Below are 16187 nucleotides of genomic sequence, written 5' to 3'. Positions count from 1 at the left end.
ATAGCGGCTTCCTATGACGCGCACCATGATCATGGGCGATCATGGTCGTTCCTTGACACCCATCATGTCGTCTGCTAGATTCTGGCGTTTAAAGCGGGCGCCGCGCTCGCTACCGTACAACCCGCCAAAAGGGAAACTACCGATAGGAGGCTATTATTAGTGGGTATCAGTAACACGCGTTTGTTTACGTCGGAGTCTGTAACCGAAGGCCATCCCGACAAGATCGCAGATCAGATCTCCGACGGCGTGCTGGACGCAGTGATGCGCGACGACCCTCACGGACGCGTAGCATGTGAGACGTTGTTGACCACTGGATTGGTCGTCGTCGCCGGCGAGATTACAACTTCCGTCTGGGTGGACATTCCGAAGATTGTCCGCGAAACCATACGCGAGATCGGCTACACGCGGGCGAAGTACGGATTCGATTGCGATACCTGTGGCGTTATCACGGCGATAGATACTCAGTCTGGCGACATAGCGATGGGCGTCGATCACGGTGGCGCAGGCGATCAGGGGATGATGTTCGGTTACGCTTGCAACGAAACCCCCGAGCTGATGCCAATGCCGATCATGCTTGCCCACAAGCTGACGCGCCGGCTCGCGGATGTTCGCAAAGAAGGCTTGCTCGATTACCTGAGGCCCGACGGCAAGTCTCAAGTCACCGTCGAGTACGTGAATCACAAGCCAGTTCGCGTCAACACCGTCGTTATTTCCACTCAACACTCCGAATCGGTAGCCAACGATCAGATTCACGAAGACGTGATCAATCACGTTATTCGCTCAGTCGTGCCCGGTGAAATGATGGACGCCGGCACTGATTTCCACATCAATCCGACAGGGCGCTTCGTAATCGGCGGCCCGCAAGGGGACACCGGCCTCACTGGCCGCAAGATAATCGTCGACACCTACGGCGGAGCTGGCGCCCACGGCGGCGGCGCTTTCTCCGGCAAGGACCCGACGAAGGTTGACCGCTCGGCCTCTTACATGGCGCGATACATTGCCAAGAACATCGTCGCCGCGGGGCTTGCCGACCGTTGCGAAGTGCAGTTGGCCTATGCTATCGGAATCGCCGACCCCATCTCGGTGCTGGTCGACACAAAAGGCACTGGGCACATTGATGAAGAGAAGCTGGCCGGGCTGGTGCGCGAACACTTCAAGCTCACGCCTGCGGGAATCATCGACAGCTTGAATCTGCGCCGGCCGATATTCAAGAAGACCGCGGCATACGGCCACTTCGGCCGGAACGAGCCCGAGTTCACCTGGGAGCGTACAGACAAAGCCGACGCGCTTCGCCGCGCCGCCGGCTTGTAGAAAACATGTAAGGGCGCACTCTTCGGCGCCCCTTCTTACATCAAGCACAAAACTGTAAGCAAGAGGGGCGGCCGGGGCCGCCCCTACACTATTATGGAGATTGTCGATGACCACTAGCACTCAAGTACCAAACTACGATGTTAAGGATCTGGGTCTCGCTAAGGCCGGCCGCAAGCGTATCGAGTGGGCGGAACGTGAGATGCCCGTGCTCCGCCTTATCCGGGAACGGTTCGAGCGCGAACGCCCTCTTGCAGGAAAGAAGATGATCGCCTGCTGCCACATCACGACCGAAACCGCGAATCTCGCTCGCGCCTTGAAAGCCGCCGGAGTCGACGCGGTGTTGATCGCCTCCAATCCGCTGTCAACTCAAGATGACGTCGCGGCAGCGCTTGTCGTCGAGTACGGCATTCCGGTCTTTGCGATCAAGGGGGAAACTCCCGAGACTTACAACCGGCACGTGAGAATGGCTCTCGACCACGAGCCTGATTTGATCATCGACGACGGCTCGGATGTCGTCGCAACCATGGTCAAGGAGCGTCCCGAGCTTATCGAGAAGATTATCGGAACAACCGAGGAAACAACTACCGGTCTTGTTCGTCTGCGCGCCCTCGAAAAGAGCGGGCGCATGACCTGGCCGACCATCGCCGTAAACGACGCACAGACGAAGCACTTCTTCGACAATCGCTACGGGACAGGCCAGTCGACTCTCGACGGCGTGATTCGCGCGACGAACATTTTGCTTGCCGGCCGCGCAATCGTCGTAGTCGGCTACGGCTGGTGCGGCAAAGGCGTGGCAATGCGTGGCCGGGGCATGGGAGCAAACGTCATCGTCTGCGAGATCAATCCGATTCGCGCCATCGAGGCCGTTATGGACGGAATGCGAGTGATGACCATGGAGGAAGCCGCGCCGCTTGGCGATATTTTCATCACCGTCACCGGCAACCGTCACGTGATCGACGGCCCTCATTTCGCCAAGATGCATGACGGAGCGCTCGTTGCAAACTCCGGACACTTCGACGTCGAGCTGAATCTGGTCGCGCTCCAGGAGATGAGCGAGGAAAAAGAGCAACTGCGCCCGTTCGTGGAACAATACAAGCTGAAAAGCACGGGCAACCGGGTGATGGTGCTCGGCGAAGGCCGGCTGATCAACCTCGCAGCCGCCGAAGGCCACCCGGCTTCGGTGATGGATATGAGCTTCGCCAATCAGGCTCTGTCGTGCGAGTACCTGGTGAAGAACGAGGGCAAGCTCCCGCCGGGTGTTCAGCTTCTGCCCGAAGAAGTCGACAACGAGATCGCCTCGCTCAAGCTTGCGGCGATGGGAATCAAGATCGACCGTCTCACGCCCGAAATGATCGAGTATATGAACACGTGGGAGGCAGGGACTTGATTCAGTCGCCTCGATTCTGACGAATCAGAGCCTTCGCCTCAGGCGGTGCTCTAAACCAACGCGGTCTTCTTTGCTCTTCGCGGCTCGAAGGAGGTTTCGATATGCTTCAGCAAGCGCGCCTTCTCACAATCGCATTCCTCTCCTGTTTGACAATCCTCTCCGCGGCCAACTCGGCCCTTGGGGCGATGCCGGCCGAAGGCGAGTCGCGTTACGCGAAGCTCGATGGCCACCGTGTTCACTACCGGAATCACGGCAAGGGCCGCGAAGCGCTGGTCTTTGTCCACGGCTGGACTTGTAATCTCAATTTTTGGAACGGTCAGTTGCCCGCGTTCGAGGGCAAGCAGCGCGTCATCCTCGTCGATCTTCCCGGTCACGGGCAAAGTGACAAGCCACAACTCAGCTACACGATGGACTTGTTCGCCCGCGCGGTTGAGGCGGTGCTCCGCGATGCCGGAGTGGATCGAGCGGTTCTGGTTGGACACAGCATGGGCACACCGGTCATTCGCGAGTTCTACCGGAAGTATCCCCGGAAGACGCTTGCGCTGGTTATCGTCGATGGCCCGCTTCGCGCTTTCGGCGACAAAAAGATGATGGAGCAGTTCATTGCGCCGCTCCGGGGCCCGGGCTACAAGGAAGCAGCGAGCCGGTTCATCGATAGTATGTTTGGCCAGAACGCAACGGCGGAGATGCGAGCCGAGATCAAGAACTCGATGTTAAGCACGCCTCAGGCCGTCGCAATCAGCGCGATGGAAGGGATGGCCGAGGAGTCGATCTGGAAGCAGGACAAGATCAATGTCCCGGTGCTCGCTGTTATGGCCAAGTCTCCTTTCTACCCCGCCGATACCGAACAGTTCTATCGCGGCATAGCGCCCAACATCGAGTATCAGATTTGGGACGGCGTTGGCCACTTCTTGATGATGGAGAAGCCCGGCGAGTTCAACGAGCTGCTGGCAGCGTTTGTGGTGAAGAACGGTCTCTTGAAAAAATAGCGACCGCAAGAGAAGACACTTCTATCCGGTTTTCGGATCCTTTGACCTGCGGCTTTTCTGACGGCGCTCACCCACTCGCGTGGTAAGCGTGCCTTTGCCGGATTTGCGCTCCGCGTCGCGCCGTTCGCTCGAGCGCCGGTCGGGCTTAGACCGCCGCTGCTTTCCGTTTGGAGAATCGATTCTTTTCTTTTCCATGAGTGGGAGTGTCGGGCAATCGCAGATAGCAATCACGCGTAACGTGAATATCAGCGTTCACCAGTAGATTCTGTTTATGGACTGACCACTGACAACTGATCACCGTCTTTTCAAACGGCTGAGCCACCCGATGAGCCTTCGCCCTCGGAGCTTTCGTTTGTCGAATGGGAAGGTGATCCGCCGGCGACGGCGCCCTCGCTGGAAGCGGAGCCACTGCCCTCTGTTGCGGCGGCGGGCTGGGCCTCTAGTGGCGCAGTTGCGGCGCTCGCGGCCGGGCTCTCAGTGAAGTACTCTTTCAGTTCCTTGCCGGGCTTGAAGTAAGGGACGCGCTTGGCTGGAACATCAACCGGCTCGCCGGTCTTAGGATTGCGGCCGCGGCGCGGGCCTCGCTCGCGAGTGCGAAAGCTTCCGAAGCCGCGCAACTCGACCTTTTCACCTTTGTGCAGCGCGCCGATTATCGAGCCGAAGACGGTTTCGACTATCACTTCAGCGTCGCGTTTGTTCAGCTCAGCCGCCCGAGCCACTTCCTCCACAAGTTCTGCCTTAGTCATCTTTCTCCTGTCAGCCGCAACTGTTCGGCGGCCTGTTTCTTTGAGTTCTACTATCATATCCGCGCGGTCGCGAAATAAGCTCGCAGCACGCGGGCCCCATCAATGGCAGAGTTCTATGTACTTCAATCCGGATGACGCTAAGACTATGGGGTTACTATGCCGTACAGCACGCTCAAGTATCTACAGCGAATAGGGAGAAATCAAGTCCGCGCGAGGACTTCTGGAGTCGGCGGTCACGAGAGTTGCCGTGCGCGTTCCGCCTGGCAAGGTCATTGGTTTGACACCGCTTCTTTCCGCACTCTAGAATTTTGTTTGCTATTCCACACAGCCATCTGTGAATAGAAGTCTCAGGAATCGGGTTCAAAGACCTCTTATGACGACGCTGATCGCTACCGCGGACGCAGAAGCCAGGACGGATATACAAACGAAGTCATTCATCACTCGAAGCGTTCACAAAGCAGTGCTCGCAAACGGACTCACCGTGCTGACCAGGGAGTCGCGCGAGAAGGCGGTTGTGGCGACGATGATCTGGTATCGCGCCGGCTCGCGGAACGAGGAGTTCGGGCAGACGGGCAAGTCGCATTTCCTCGAGCACATGCTGTTCAAAGGCACGGACCGCTACAAGAAGGGCGAGATCGACCTGATCACCCACCTGAACGGCGGAGCAAACAACGCGTTCACCTGGCTCGACTTCACCGCGTACTACTTCACGTTCGCCTCGGACCGATGGGGGGCGGCTCTGGAAATCGAAGCGAGCCGCATGCGGGGCACTATGTTCGACGAAGAAGAATTCGCTTCCGAGAAGCAGGTAGTCCAGGAAGAGTTGCGCATTGGGCTCGACGGTCCGTGGGAGGTGCTCGAAAACGAGGTTTGGGCTACGGCATTTCGCCAGCACCCGTATCACTGGCCCACCGTCGGTTGGCTCGAAGACCTGGAAGCGGCTTCGGCAGCCGATATGAAGGCCTACTATGACAGGTGGTATCACCCGCGCAACGCGACGGTTGTACTGGTCGGCGATTTCGATACGGGTGAGGCGCTTCAGAAAATCGAAAATCTGTTTGGTTCGATCGCGCCGGGTCCGGAGGCCGCGCCGATCAACATTGTCGAGCCTCCGCAGCGTGGCGAGAAGCGCCTGCTCGTAAGAAAAGAAACACCAGTCGAGCGGTTGCTGATCGCCTATCATGCACCGGAAGTCGCCCACCCGGACTCCTACCCGCTAAAGGTGGCCGAGACGCTTCTGTCGACCGGCAAGTCTTCACGGCTTTATCAGCGCCTGGTCGAGCGCGACCAGGCGGTCACCAACGCAGATGCCAGTTATCACGATCATATCGATCCGGCGCTTTTTTATTTTCAAGCTGAGCTGAAGCCTGGCTTCAACATAGGCGATGTAGAGCGCGCAACCTACGACGAGATCGATCGGCTGAAACGCGGCGACATTTCGGCTGCTGAGATTGAGAAAGCCAAGCGCCAGATCGAAGCTTCTCTCGTGCTGGGCAGTGAGGAGCCGTTGCAACAGGCGATCTTGCTCGGACAGTACGAAACGATTGCCTTCGGCGAGCGCGTGCCCGTCGAGTCGCGGGGCTATCTCTATCTGGATACGCTGCTGGAACGAATCGCGGCCGTCACGATTGATGATGTGGCAGCAGCCGCGCAAAAGTATTTCACCCAGGACAACCGAACAGTTGGCTACTTGATTAACGAGGGCAAACTCGACGAACGGGAGAATGGCCGTGCAACATAGTCAAAAGCGCGTCGCGCGCCCGAAGCTGGATGTTGAGCGTGTCGAGCTGCCGAACGGGCTTGTCCTGTTGCTCTCGGAGAATCACTCGATTCCCTCTGTTTCAATAAACGCGATCGTGCGCGCCGGGTCGCGCTTCGAGCCCGACGAGAACGCGGGGCTTGCTTCTCTTGTCGGCGCGCTTTTGGATGCCGGTACTACGACTCGAACGTCGCAGCAGATCGCCGAAACTATCGAAGCTTCCGGAGGGCGGCTCGGCACTTTTGGGGACTATCAATCCAGCGGCGTTGTGGTCACGCTGCTTTCGAAGGACATCGCGCTTGGCGTGGACGTCGCGTCGGATCTGTTGATGAACGCGACCTTTCCCAATGAAAAAGTCCATCAGCACAGCGAACGCCGGGTCGCCCAGATCAAAGCGCGGCTCGACGTGCCGCGCACTCAAGCTTCGGACGCCTTCAATGAGATAGTGTTCAAGGGTTCGCCCCAGCATCGCCCTCCGATAGGTTATGAAGAGACCGTGAAGGGACTCACGAGAGCGGACGTAGAGGCTTTCGATCATCGCTACTACGTGCCCGATAACACGATGCTCGCAATAGTCGGCGACATCGACAAGAGTGAAGTGAAGAGCAAGGTCGAAGCGACGTTTGGAAAATGGGAGCGCGCCAAAACGTTCGAAAAGTTCGAACCACCGCAGGTGCCGCGACCTCATCGCCAGACGGTTCCGATCGAGAGATTCATCGCCGCTTCCAAGGAACAGGTCAACATCATCATCGGGCACCTGGGAATCGAACGAAAAAATCCGGACTACTACGCCCTCCTGGTGATGGACACGATCCTCGGATCAAGTCCTGGGTTCACGTCGCGCATACCTCGAATCCTTCGCGACGAGCAGGGGCTCGCTTACACTACATTCAGCAATATTACTTCGAGTGCGGGGCTCGACCCGGGCCGGTTCATTGCGTACATTGGAACCGCTCCCGAAAATCTCGGCCGCGCTATCGCGGGTCTGCGAGCTGAGATCGCGCGCATAGTCGAAGAGCCGGTCAGCGAAGAAGAACTCGAGACGGCGACGTCATATCTGACTGGCAGCTTCGTTCTGCGCTTTCAGAAGAATTCGCAGGTCGCTGAGTTTCTACTGGAAGCTGAAGTCTACGGGCTCGGCTTTGACTACCTCGAGAAATACCCTGATCTGATCCGGGCAATCACAATCGAAGACGTTTCTCGCGTTGCGCGCGCACACATCGACCCGCGAAATCTGACCACGGTCGTCGTCGGCCCGATCGACGAACTGGGAACGATCGGCAGTAGCACAGACTTTAGTCTGTAGGGGTCCTTGCGTTCTTTCGCGCGAGTTTGAGAGAGCGCCCGCACAGACTGATTTAGTCTGTGTCCGGATTGTTCTTGGCAGCGTAGTTGCCGGGCACAGACTAAAGAAGTGTGTGCTACCAGGGAAGGAGTTGCATGAACCACCGTCATTCGCCCAGGCGCGCGCTAGCGATGCTAATGCTTGCGGCCCTCACGCTGGCGACAGCGGGCGCAGCCAATCGGCCGCTTCCAACGGCTGAAGCAACATCGAGCATCACCGCGCGCGATCTGAAGCGCCATCTCAGCTTTCTTGCTTCCGGTGAGCTGGGAGGGCGCTACACGTTCAGCCCGTCGAACCTCATAGCCGCGCGTTACCTGGCGTCTCAGCTCGAATCCTACGGCTATCACGGCGCAGCTCGCGACGGCTCGTTCTTTCAGCGAGTGCCGCTCAGCTACCGCAACGTCGATCTCGCGGCGAGCCGGCTGACGCTCATTGAGGGTGGCGCCAGGCGAGAGTTCATGTACCCGGACTCGTTTGTCGCGGAGTCGCCGACGAATATGAACGTCAGCGGCGAACTGGTTTTTGTGGGATACGGAGTCTCGTCGCCGAGGAATAGTCACGATGACTACGCCGGTCTGCGGGTAAAAGGTCGAATCGTGGTGATGTCCGGCGGCTTATCCGAGCCTCTAAAGAAATTGAGTTTGAACGAAGATGAGCAAGCGCAGCCGGCGGCGCTCGCGCACGGAGCGATTGGACTGATCAAGATTCCCGACGCGCAAAGGCTCCTTACCTGGGATCAACTCAAGGTCGAGTTCGGGGGCCAGCAACAGTTAGGCTTGCCGCCGCGAACCGCGACATCCGGAAAGGTCTTGCCCGAGATTACCGCGGGGCCGGAGCTCATAAAAGCGATCGCTAAGGCTATGGGCAAAGAGAGCTCTGAACTCATCTCGCCCGGCAGCAAGCTCAAACCCGCGGAGCTTGCCGCGAGCGCCGAGATCAAGCTTCGCGTTGCCGTGAAAGACGCGCCGCCTGCTCAAAACGTAGCCGGCGTCCTGGAGGGCGCTGATTCGAAACTCAAAGATGAGTACGTTGTGTTCAGCGCGCACTACGATCACTTGCCAACCAGCGACAAGGGTGAGGTCTATCATGGAGCTGACGATGATGGCTCGGGCACAGTGTCGGTGCTCGAAATCGCCGAGGCGTTTGCAGTCGGTCCTCGGCCGAGACGGTCAATCCTGATTGTCTTTCATACCGGCGAAGAGCTGGGCCTGTTCGGATCCGAATACAATACGGACTACGAACCAGTGGTGCCGCTCCGGAAACTTGTCGCTAATTTCAATATCGACATGGTTGGCCGAAGCCGCCCCGAAGGTGACGATGACCCGCGCGACGCTCGTCTGACCGACAAGGATTCGATTTACATAATCGGAGCCGACAAGCTTTCAACCGAGCTGAACAGGCTGAACGAAGAGACCAATTCGGACACGGCGCGCTTGCGGTTTGACTACACGTACAACGACGAAAAGCACCCCGAGCGCTTTTACTATCGCTCTGATCACTACAACTACGCCAAGCACGGCATTCCGATCATCTTCTACTTCACCGGCGTGCATCGCGACTATCACAGGCCGAGCGACGTTGTTGAGAAGATCGACTTCGAGAAGATGGAACGGATCGACAGAATGATCTTCGCGACGGGTTGGCGAGTCGCGAATCTCGATCATCGCCTGGTTGTGGACAAACGGCCTTAGTAGCATAGACTTTAGTCTGTGCCTGGTCATTGCCCTACTGGCGGAGTTACCCGACACGGACTAAAGTCTGCGCCACGTCAAGCGCCTACCAACCATCCGCGACGCACAGGAGAAGAAATGTTCAAAGCGCGAATCACTTGTTTGTTTTTGACGCTTGCGATTCTGTGCGCTCCCAGCGCTCCCTCGTCTGCTCAAAATCAGGAATCGATCTTCGAACGAATCAGACGCGAACACAACTGGATTGAGAAGGGCTTACATCAGGAAAGCGTTGAATCGTCCTCGCTGGTTGCGTCTTCCGTTGAGTCTCAGTCGATCGATGTGAAGCACTACCGGCTGCAGATTCAACTCGCGCCCAACGGGTTCGGTACCGCGGGCGTAGTTACGGGCGCCGTCACCATCACGGGCGAGACAACCGGGACCGTGAGCGCCATCAACGTCGATGCTCAACCAAACCTGAGTATCGATTCGGTGAAGCTCGACGGGAACCCGAACGACTTTCGGCGAAAAGACAGCCGGGTCATAATCAGCTTCCCTGCCCCCGTGTCTGCGGGAAGGCCGTTCACCGTAGTTATCCAATATCACGGACCTGGGACAGGTTCGAGCAGTATCGGCGGAGGGTTGCTGTTTACGCGGCACGGCCCTAATTTCGTGCCGGTCATTGCAACCCACAGCGAGCCCTTTGGCGCGCCGCTATGGTGGCCTTGCATCGATAATCCCGCGGACAAGGCTACGGCCGAGCTCGAAGTCACGGTGCCCCAGGGTAATCAGGCGGCCTCAAACGGCGTGCTGGATCGGACTCAGCCGAACGCGGATGGCACGGTCACATATTTCTGGCGTGAGGACTCGCCGCTTACGACCTATCTGGTGTCTGTTGCGGCCACCAACTATGAGCGATTCGAAGACAGCTACACGGCGCTCGACGGCGTAACCACGATGCCGCTGGTCTACTACGTCTACCCTGAGCATCTGGAGCTCGCGCGCGCGAAATTTGCGGTCACCCGTTCGGCGATGCAGATCTACGCCGACCTTTTTGGAGAGTATCCGTTTCTAGGCGAGAAGTACGGCATGGCTGAATTCCCGTTCGGCGGCGCGATGGAGCACCAGACGATCACCAGCATCAGCTCTTCACTCGTGGGCTCGGTCACCAGCAGCCACCAATCGACCATTGTTCACGAGCTGGCCCATCAATGGTGGGGCGACCTGGTGACGATGAAGACATGGGATGACATCTGGCTCAACGAAGGGTTTGCGACTTATTGCGAGGTCCTTTTCTTCGAGCGTTTCGCGGGTCTCTCTCCGGGCGAATTGTTGAGCAGGAGCTACGATGACGGGGTCGTGGATGGAGCGCTGGGTGGAACGGTGACCGCCGAGAATCTCGACAGGCCGTTTGATGATCAAGGCGCGATCTACCGGAAGGGCGGATGGGTGCTACACATGCTGCGTCACGTTCTCGGCGATCAGAAGTTCTTCGACGCATTGAAGCAGTACGGCGAGCGCTTCGCTTTTTCGAACGCGTCAACCCTGGACTTTCAGCGGGTGTGCGAGGAGTACTATGGCGCGTCGCTGGACTGGTTCTTCCAGCAATGGATTTACGCGCCGGGCCGTCCGGTCTACAAAGTGTCATTCGAAGGCAGCGATGCTGACCAGTCAGGGAACTACAAGGTAACGGTTGTGATCAAGCAGAAGCAATCTCACGTGATCCCCGGCCGCGCGGATGGGGTGTACATCATGCCTCTCGATGTGACGATTCATTATGTTGACGGCACTCGCGAGACACGCACAGTGTGGGATGATGCGCGCAAGCGGAAATTCGCATTCACTGTGGCTAAGCAGCCGGTTGATGTTGGAGTCGACGAGGATCACTGGGTTTTGAGGAAACTGAAATAGAAGTTAGGACGTCGCCTTTTGATATTAGGTGGTCGCGGATATAGATACGAACGAGATAGACAGAAACACGCAGGACAGAAAGCTTGGACCGCCTCAAATCTGAAGCGTCAGATCCCTCTGAATCTTTCCTGGAATCCTATATGCTTCCTGAGTTTGTTCTCGCCCGAATTGTCCCGCTGGGCGTGATGAGCTGGTCGATGTTGTGTCGCAGCTCGACCGGGATCGCTTTGTTGAAGCAGTAGCGGCCCGAGAACCTGGTCACCAGACCTTCCTGCGCGAGGCGCTCGAGTACGCTTTGAACCTCATCTCTTCTGACGTGCGGTATCGCATGCGCGATCTCTTCCAGACTTATTACCCGGTAGGCGTGGTCCATCCCATAGGATAGAAGCATCAACCTTAGATTCTCTGGCGCGATATGACTATGATTCCCAAACGTCGCTGCCATAACTTCCATTCCTCCTGCTGCGTATGCGAAGACAGTCAAAATCGTTTCTCCCGGCTCGATCGCTGCATGTTGAGCGTTGCAGCCGGGAAGATCTTCCTACCATTATTGACGCGATCAAACCCCGCTTTCATTCAAAGAACGATCATTTGACAACTACTGTTTCACGCATGTGGGTCAGGCAATACAACTTGAAAGCCTGCGCAGCGGGTTGCTAAGATGCTCAATTGGCGGCTAGAACAATTAATTGACCGCAAGTTGCTGACCAGTCACAACAGAAAGTTGAATGTCTGACTTCATCAAAATTGCAAACACATCGGATCTCCCGCCTGGGCAAGCGATGGTGGTGGAAATCGACGGCCGCACGATCGCCGTATTCAACGTTGACGGCCAGTTCTACGCGCTGGACAACACTTGCATGCATAGGGGCGGGCCGTTGGGTGAAGGCTTTGTCGATCGAAACAACCTGACCGTGCAATGCCCGTGGCACGGGTGGATCTACAGCCTCGCTACTGGCGCCTCGCCAATCGACTCGATGGCTAAAGTCGAAAAGTTTGAAGTAAAAGTTGAAGAAGGCGAAGTAAAGCTCTCGCTGGACTAGCGCAAAACACCCGCGCAGGAGGGGCTGACTTAATTGAGCTCAAGCACTGAGACGTTTGATGTAACCATAATCGGGGCGGGACCGGGCGGCTACGTTGCCGCGATTCGAGCAGGGCAGCTAGGCTTAAAGACCGCAATCATAGAAAAGGACAAGAACCTCGGCGGCACCTGCCTGTTGCGCGGGTGCATTCCAACCAAATCGCTCCTGCACACCGCCGACCTGCTCGACGAATTCAAACACGCCAAGGAACACGGCATCGTCGCGGGGTCGGTCTCGCTCGACTTCGATCAGGCCCAGAAGCGCAAAGGCAAAGTCGTCTTGAAACTCGCCAAGGGCGTCGAGTTTCTGATGCGTAAGAACAAGGTTCAGGTCTTCAAGGGAGCCGCCCACATCGATGGCCCGGGCCGGATCACGGTGACCGGCGTGGATGGCTCCACGCAGGCGGTATTGACTAGGAACATAGTTATCGCGACAGGGTCAGTCCCGCGCTCGTTGCCGGACCTTCCCATCGATGGCGAGCAGATAATCACCAGCGACGAGATACTCGAACTCAAAGAGATTCCCAAATCGCTGATCGTACTCGGCGCGGGCGCAGTAGGCGTAGAGTTCGCTTCGATGTTTTTGCGCTTCGGCACGGACGTGACGATACTCGAGCTGCTGCCGCGACTGCTTCCGATTGAAGACGAAGAGATCAGCGCCGAGCTTGCAAAATCGTTCAAGAAGCAAGGCATCAAGTCATTCACCAGCGCAAACTTCAGATCGGCAGTCAGAGAAAACGGCTTGGTGCGGGTTACCGCGCGCATCAACGACGAGGACCGCGAATTCACGGCTGAAAAGTTTCTGGTCGCGGTCGGACGCCGCGCTTACACCGACGATCTCGGACTCGAGAACACGCGCGTCGAATTGGAGAAGGGCTACATCAAGATCGACGATCACATGCGCACCGCTGAGCCTAACGTGTATGCGATTGGCGATGTGATTCCAACGCCGTGGCTCGCACACGTGGCGTCGGCCGAAGGCATTCTCGCGGTTGAAACGATCGCGAGAAAGAATCCGCGGCCGATCAACTACGACCACGTTCCCGGCTGCACTTATTGCCAGCCTGAGGTCGCGAGCGTGGGCCTGACCGAAGCGAAAGCGCGCGAACGAGGCTACGACGTGAAGGTCGGTCATTTTCCGATTCCGGTCGTCGCCAAGGCCCAGATTCTCGGTGCGACTGAAGGCATGGTGAAGGTCGTAAGCGACGCGCGTTATGACGAAGTGCTGGGGTTGCACTTGATCGGTCCGCACGCCACCGAGTTGATCGTCGAAGGCTGCGTCGCATTGCAAATGGAAGCCACGGTGGAAGAGCTGATCAACACCATGCACGCGCACCCGACAGTGTCCGAAAGCATACACGAAGCCTTCGAAGACGCGCACGGAATGGTGATTCATGTTTGAATCGGTTCAGGGTTCCGGGTTCGTGGTTCCGAGTTCCGAACCAGAAACCCTGAACCCTGAACCCGAAACCGCTTCTTATGGACCTCGATAAGCGCCAACAACTCGAACTGCTGTTCTTTATGCGGCTGACTCGCTCGCTCGAGGACCGGCTCGACAATCTGTACAAGCAGGGCAAGATAGTCGGCGGGCTTTTTCGAAGTCTCGGCCAGGAAGCAACTGCAGTCGGCTCGGCTTATGCGCTCGACAAACACCAGGGCGACATACTCTCGCCGCTGACGCGCGACCTCGGCGCTTTGCTGGTGATCGGAGCGCTGCCTCGCGAAGTCTTCGCAAACTATCTGTGGCGGGCGACCTCGCTTTCACGCGGGCGCGATCAGAACCTCCATATCACCGACCTGGATCGCGGCTTCATTGGAACAATCAGTCCGCTCGGCACCCTGATAGCCGTGATGAACGGGGTCTTGCTGGCGAAGCGAATGCAGAACAAGAAATCCGTCGGTATGGTGTACATCGGCGACGGCGGAACGAGCACCGGCGCGTTTCACGAAGCCGCGAACTTCGCCGCAGTCCAGAACCTGCCGCTGGTGATCGTGGGCGAGAATAATTCCTATGCGTACACGACCCCGACCACCAAGCAGATGCGTATTCTGAACCTGGCCGATCGCGCAAAGGCTTATGGCATGCCGAGCGAGATCGTCGACGGCAACGACGTGATGGCCGTTTATAGATCGGCTTGCCGCGCGGTTGATCGAGCGCGCGATGGAGGCGGCCCGACCTTCATCGAAGCGAAGACTTTCCGAATGCGAGGCCACGCGGCCCACGACAATCAATCGTATGTGCCGAAAGAGGTCCTGGATCAATGGACCAAGCGAGATCCGATCACGCACTTCGAAAAAGCGCTGAAGGAAAAGAAGGTTGCCGGCACTGCCGACATCGACGAGGTAAAGAAGCGCGTCGAGGCGACTCTGGACGCAGATTTGGAGTGGGCCGAAAGCCAACCTTCGCCCGCGCCCGGGGACGCTCTCGGCGGTGTTTATGCCGAAGACAAGGCGCCTTCAGTTCGCGGCGTTGGAAAATAGGAGGCGATGAGGCTTAGAAGCAGAATCGCATAACGAGCAAATCCGATGGCCGCAATAACTTTACTCGAAGCAATACGTCAGGGACTCTGGGAAGAGATGGAACGCGACGACCGTGTCTTTCTTCTCGGCGAAGATATTGGCATCTATGGCGGCGCGTTCAAGGTGACCGAAGGTTTCGCGGGTCGCTTCGGCGACGGGCGGGTTATCGACACTCCGATATCGGAATCGGCGATAGTCGGCGCGGCGTGCGGAGCGGCGATGATGGGGATGCGGCCGGTAGCCGAGATGCAGTTCATCGACTTCATCTCGTGCTGCTTCGACATTCTCACCAACTACGCCGCAACCAGCCGCTATCGCCAGGGGATTGGTCTGCCGATGGTCGTGCGCGGACCGTGCGGGGGAGGCGTACACGGCGGCCCTTTTCATTCGCAGAACGTCGAGTCGTTTTTTCTTAACACCCCGGGCTTGAAGATGGTCGAGCCTTCGACGCCCTACGACGCGAAAGGCTTGATCAAAGCCGCGATTCGCGACGAAGACCCGGTGCTGTTTTTCGAGCACAAGTTTTTGTACCGCAATCCGAAGATCAAGCAAGAAGTCCCGACGGACGATTACATCGTGCCGATCGGCAAGGCGGCGATCCGTCGCGAAGGGCGCGACCTCTCGATCATCACGTATGGCGCGATGGTCTACACGGCGCTTGAAGCCGCGGACAGCTTGCAGAAAGAGGGCGTAGACGCCGAGGTGATTGATCTGAGAACGCTTCTGCCGTTTGACCGCGAAGCCGTTTTGGAATCGGTTAAGAAAACGAGCAAGGTCATCATTCTGCACGAGGCAACACGCACAGGCGGTATGGCCGGCGAGCTGACCGCGGTCATAAACGAGGGAGCGTTCGAATACCTGGATGGCCCGGTGATGAGGGTGACCTCGATCGATACTCCGGTACCTTACGCGCCTCCGCTGGAAGAATTCTTTATGCCGCAAGTGGACGATGTGGTGAAGGCGGCTCGCGCGTTGGCAGCGTATTGAATAGTCCGTGGTCCGTGGTCCGTGGTCCGTAGTCGCGGCGAGATGATCCGGCCTCGCCACGGACTACTGACCACGGACTACGGACTAATCAGATTGGAGAATTATGAGCGAAGAAGTAAAGATGCCGCAGATGGGAGAGTCCATCGCCGAAGGAACGATTGTAAAGTGGCTCAAGCAAGTCGGCGACTCGGTCAAACGCGACGAACCGCTGTTTGAGATCTCGACCGATAAGGTCGACGCTGAGATCCCTGCGCCAACCTCGGGCGTGCTCTCCGAGATAAAGGTTCAGGAGGGTGAAACCGTTCCCGTTAACACGGTGGTCGCAGTGATCAACGGCGGTGAAACGAAGCCGGCGGCAACCGAGAGCGCGAAGGAAGCCTCTCCTCAGCCTACGGAAGAGCCCAAGAAAGCAGAGCCACCGCCGGCGAAGGAAGAGCCCAAGAAAGCAGAGCCACCGCCGGCGAAGGAAGAGCCCAAGAAAGCA

Annotated in this window: 15 protein-coding genes; 12 read left to right on the top strand and 3 right to left on the bottom strand. The window is 57.6% G+C overall.

Translation table 11 applies throughout. From position 1 onward, the window contains the following. Positions 1 to 165 precede the first annotated feature (165 nt). From metK to AABO57_07165, 3 genes are all read left to right on the top strand, one after another. Entirely contained in the window at positions 166 to 1311 is a 1146-nt protein-coding gene (gene metK, locus AABO57_07175) for a methionine adenosyltransferase (protein MEK6285505.1), read from the top strand. Positions 1312 to 1417: 106 nt separating this feature from the next. Continuing rightward, positions 1418 to 2698, top strand: coding sequence for an adenosylhomocysteinase (ahcY, locus tag AABO57_07170; GenBank protein MEK6285504.1), 1281 nt, complete (start codon positions 1418 to 1420; stop codon positions 2696 to 2698). A gap of 101 nt (positions 2699 to 2799) precedes the next feature. Next, positions 2800 to 3687 (top strand): alpha/beta hydrolase, encoded by an 888-nt coding sequence (locus tag AABO57_07165; protein ID MEK6285503.1) that lies wholly within the window; start codon positions 2800 to 2802, stop codon positions 3685 to 3687. 21 nt (positions 3688 to 3708) lie between these two features. Here AABO57_07165 and AABO57_07160 read toward each other — a convergent pair whose 3' ends face one another. Beyond that, a complete protein-coding gene (locus AABO57_07160) occupies positions 3709 to 3882 on the bottom strand; it encodes a hypothetical protein (protein MEK6285502.1) in 174 nt (57 codons plus the stop codon). Between the two features lie 110 nt (positions 3883 to 3992). Further along, the gene (locus tag AABO57_07155) at positions 3993 to 4433 is read right to left on the bottom strand and encodes an HU family DNA-binding protein (GenBank protein ID MEK6285501.1); all 441 of its coding nucleotides are present in this window, start codon (positions 4431 to 4433) and stop codon (positions 3993 to 3995) included. Positions 4434 to 4806: 373 nt separating this feature from the next. On the opposite strand from AABO57_07155, the gene AABO57_07150 reads away from it, so the two are divergent. From AABO57_07150 to AABO57_07135, 4 genes are all read left to right on the top strand, one after another. Next, entirely contained in the window at positions 4807 to 6174 is a 1368-nt protein-coding gene (locus tag AABO57_07150) for a pitrilysin family protein (GenBank protein ID MEK6285500.1), read from the top strand. Continuing rightward, the gene (locus tag AABO57_07145; GenBank protein ID MEK6285499.1) at positions 6164 to 7498 is read left to right on the top strand and encodes a pitrilysin family protein; all 1335 of its coding nucleotides are present in this window, start codon (positions 6164 to 6166) and stop codon (positions 7496 to 7498) included. Before AABO57_07150 ends, AABO57_07145 begins: the two co-directional genes overlap by 11 nt. A 134-nt stretch (positions 7499 to 7632) precedes the next feature. Continuing rightward, complete coding sequence (locus tag AABO57_07140; GenBank protein MEK6285498.1) at positions 7633 to 9228, top strand: M28 family peptidase; 1596 nt, start codon at positions 7633 to 7635, stop codon at positions 9226 to 9228. Between the two features lie 117 nt (positions 9229 to 9345). Next, positions 9346 to 11115, top strand: coding sequence for a M1 family metallopeptidase (locus tag AABO57_07135; protein MEK6285497.1), 1770 nt, complete (start codon positions 9346 to 9348; stop codon positions 11113 to 11115). Between the two features lie 136 nt (positions 11116 to 11251). Here the strand turns inward: AABO57_07135 and AABO57_07130 are convergent, their stop codons facing one another. Beyond that, complete coding sequence (locus AABO57_07130; GenBank protein ID MEK6285496.1) at positions 11252 to 11569, bottom strand: hypothetical protein; 318 nt, start codon at positions 11567 to 11569, stop codon at positions 11252 to 11254. Between the two features lie 274 nt (positions 11570 to 11843). Here AABO57_07130 and AABO57_07125 point away from each other — a divergent pair, with 274 nt between their 5' ends. From AABO57_07125 to AABO57_07105, 5 genes are all read left to right on the top strand, one after another. Then, a complete protein-coding gene (locus AABO57_07125) occupies positions 11844 to 12158 on the top strand; it encodes a Rieske (2Fe-2S) protein (protein MEK6285495.1) in 315 nt (104 codons plus the stop codon). A gap of 33 nt (positions 12159 to 12191) precedes the next feature. Next, entirely contained in the window at positions 12192 to 13598 is a 1407-nt protein-coding gene (lpdA, locus tag AABO57_07120; protein ID MEK6285494.1) for a dihydrolipoyl dehydrogenase, read from the top strand. 77 nt (positions 13599 to 13675) lie between these two features. Next, positions 13676 to 14677, top strand: a complete 1002-nt coding sequence (locus AABO57_07115; GenBank protein ID MEK6285493.1) for a thiamine pyrophosphate-dependent dehydrogenase E1 component subunit alpha — start codon at positions 13676 to 13678, stop codon at positions 14675 to 14677. A 45-nt stretch (positions 14678 to 14722) separates the two neighbouring features. Next, on the top strand, positions 14723 to 15703 hold the full coding sequence (locus AABO57_07110; protein ID MEK6285492.1) for an alpha-ketoacid dehydrogenase subunit beta: 981 nt from the start codon (positions 14723 to 14725) through the stop codon (positions 15701 to 15703). A 103-nt stretch (positions 15704 to 15806) separates the two neighbouring features. Continuing rightward, positions 15807 to 16187, top strand: a 381-nt coding sequence (locus tag AABO57_07105; protein MEK6285491.1) for a biotin/lipoyl-containing protein, incomplete at its 3' end; no start/stop codon positions are given.

The organism is Acidobacteriota bacterium, from assembly GCA_038040445.1.
Taxonomy (GTDB): Bacteria; Acidobacteriota; Blastocatellia; order UBA7656; family UBA7656; genus Onstottus_A; species Onstottus_A frigus.
This window is presented reverse-complemented; position numbering and strand designations above follow the sequence as displayed.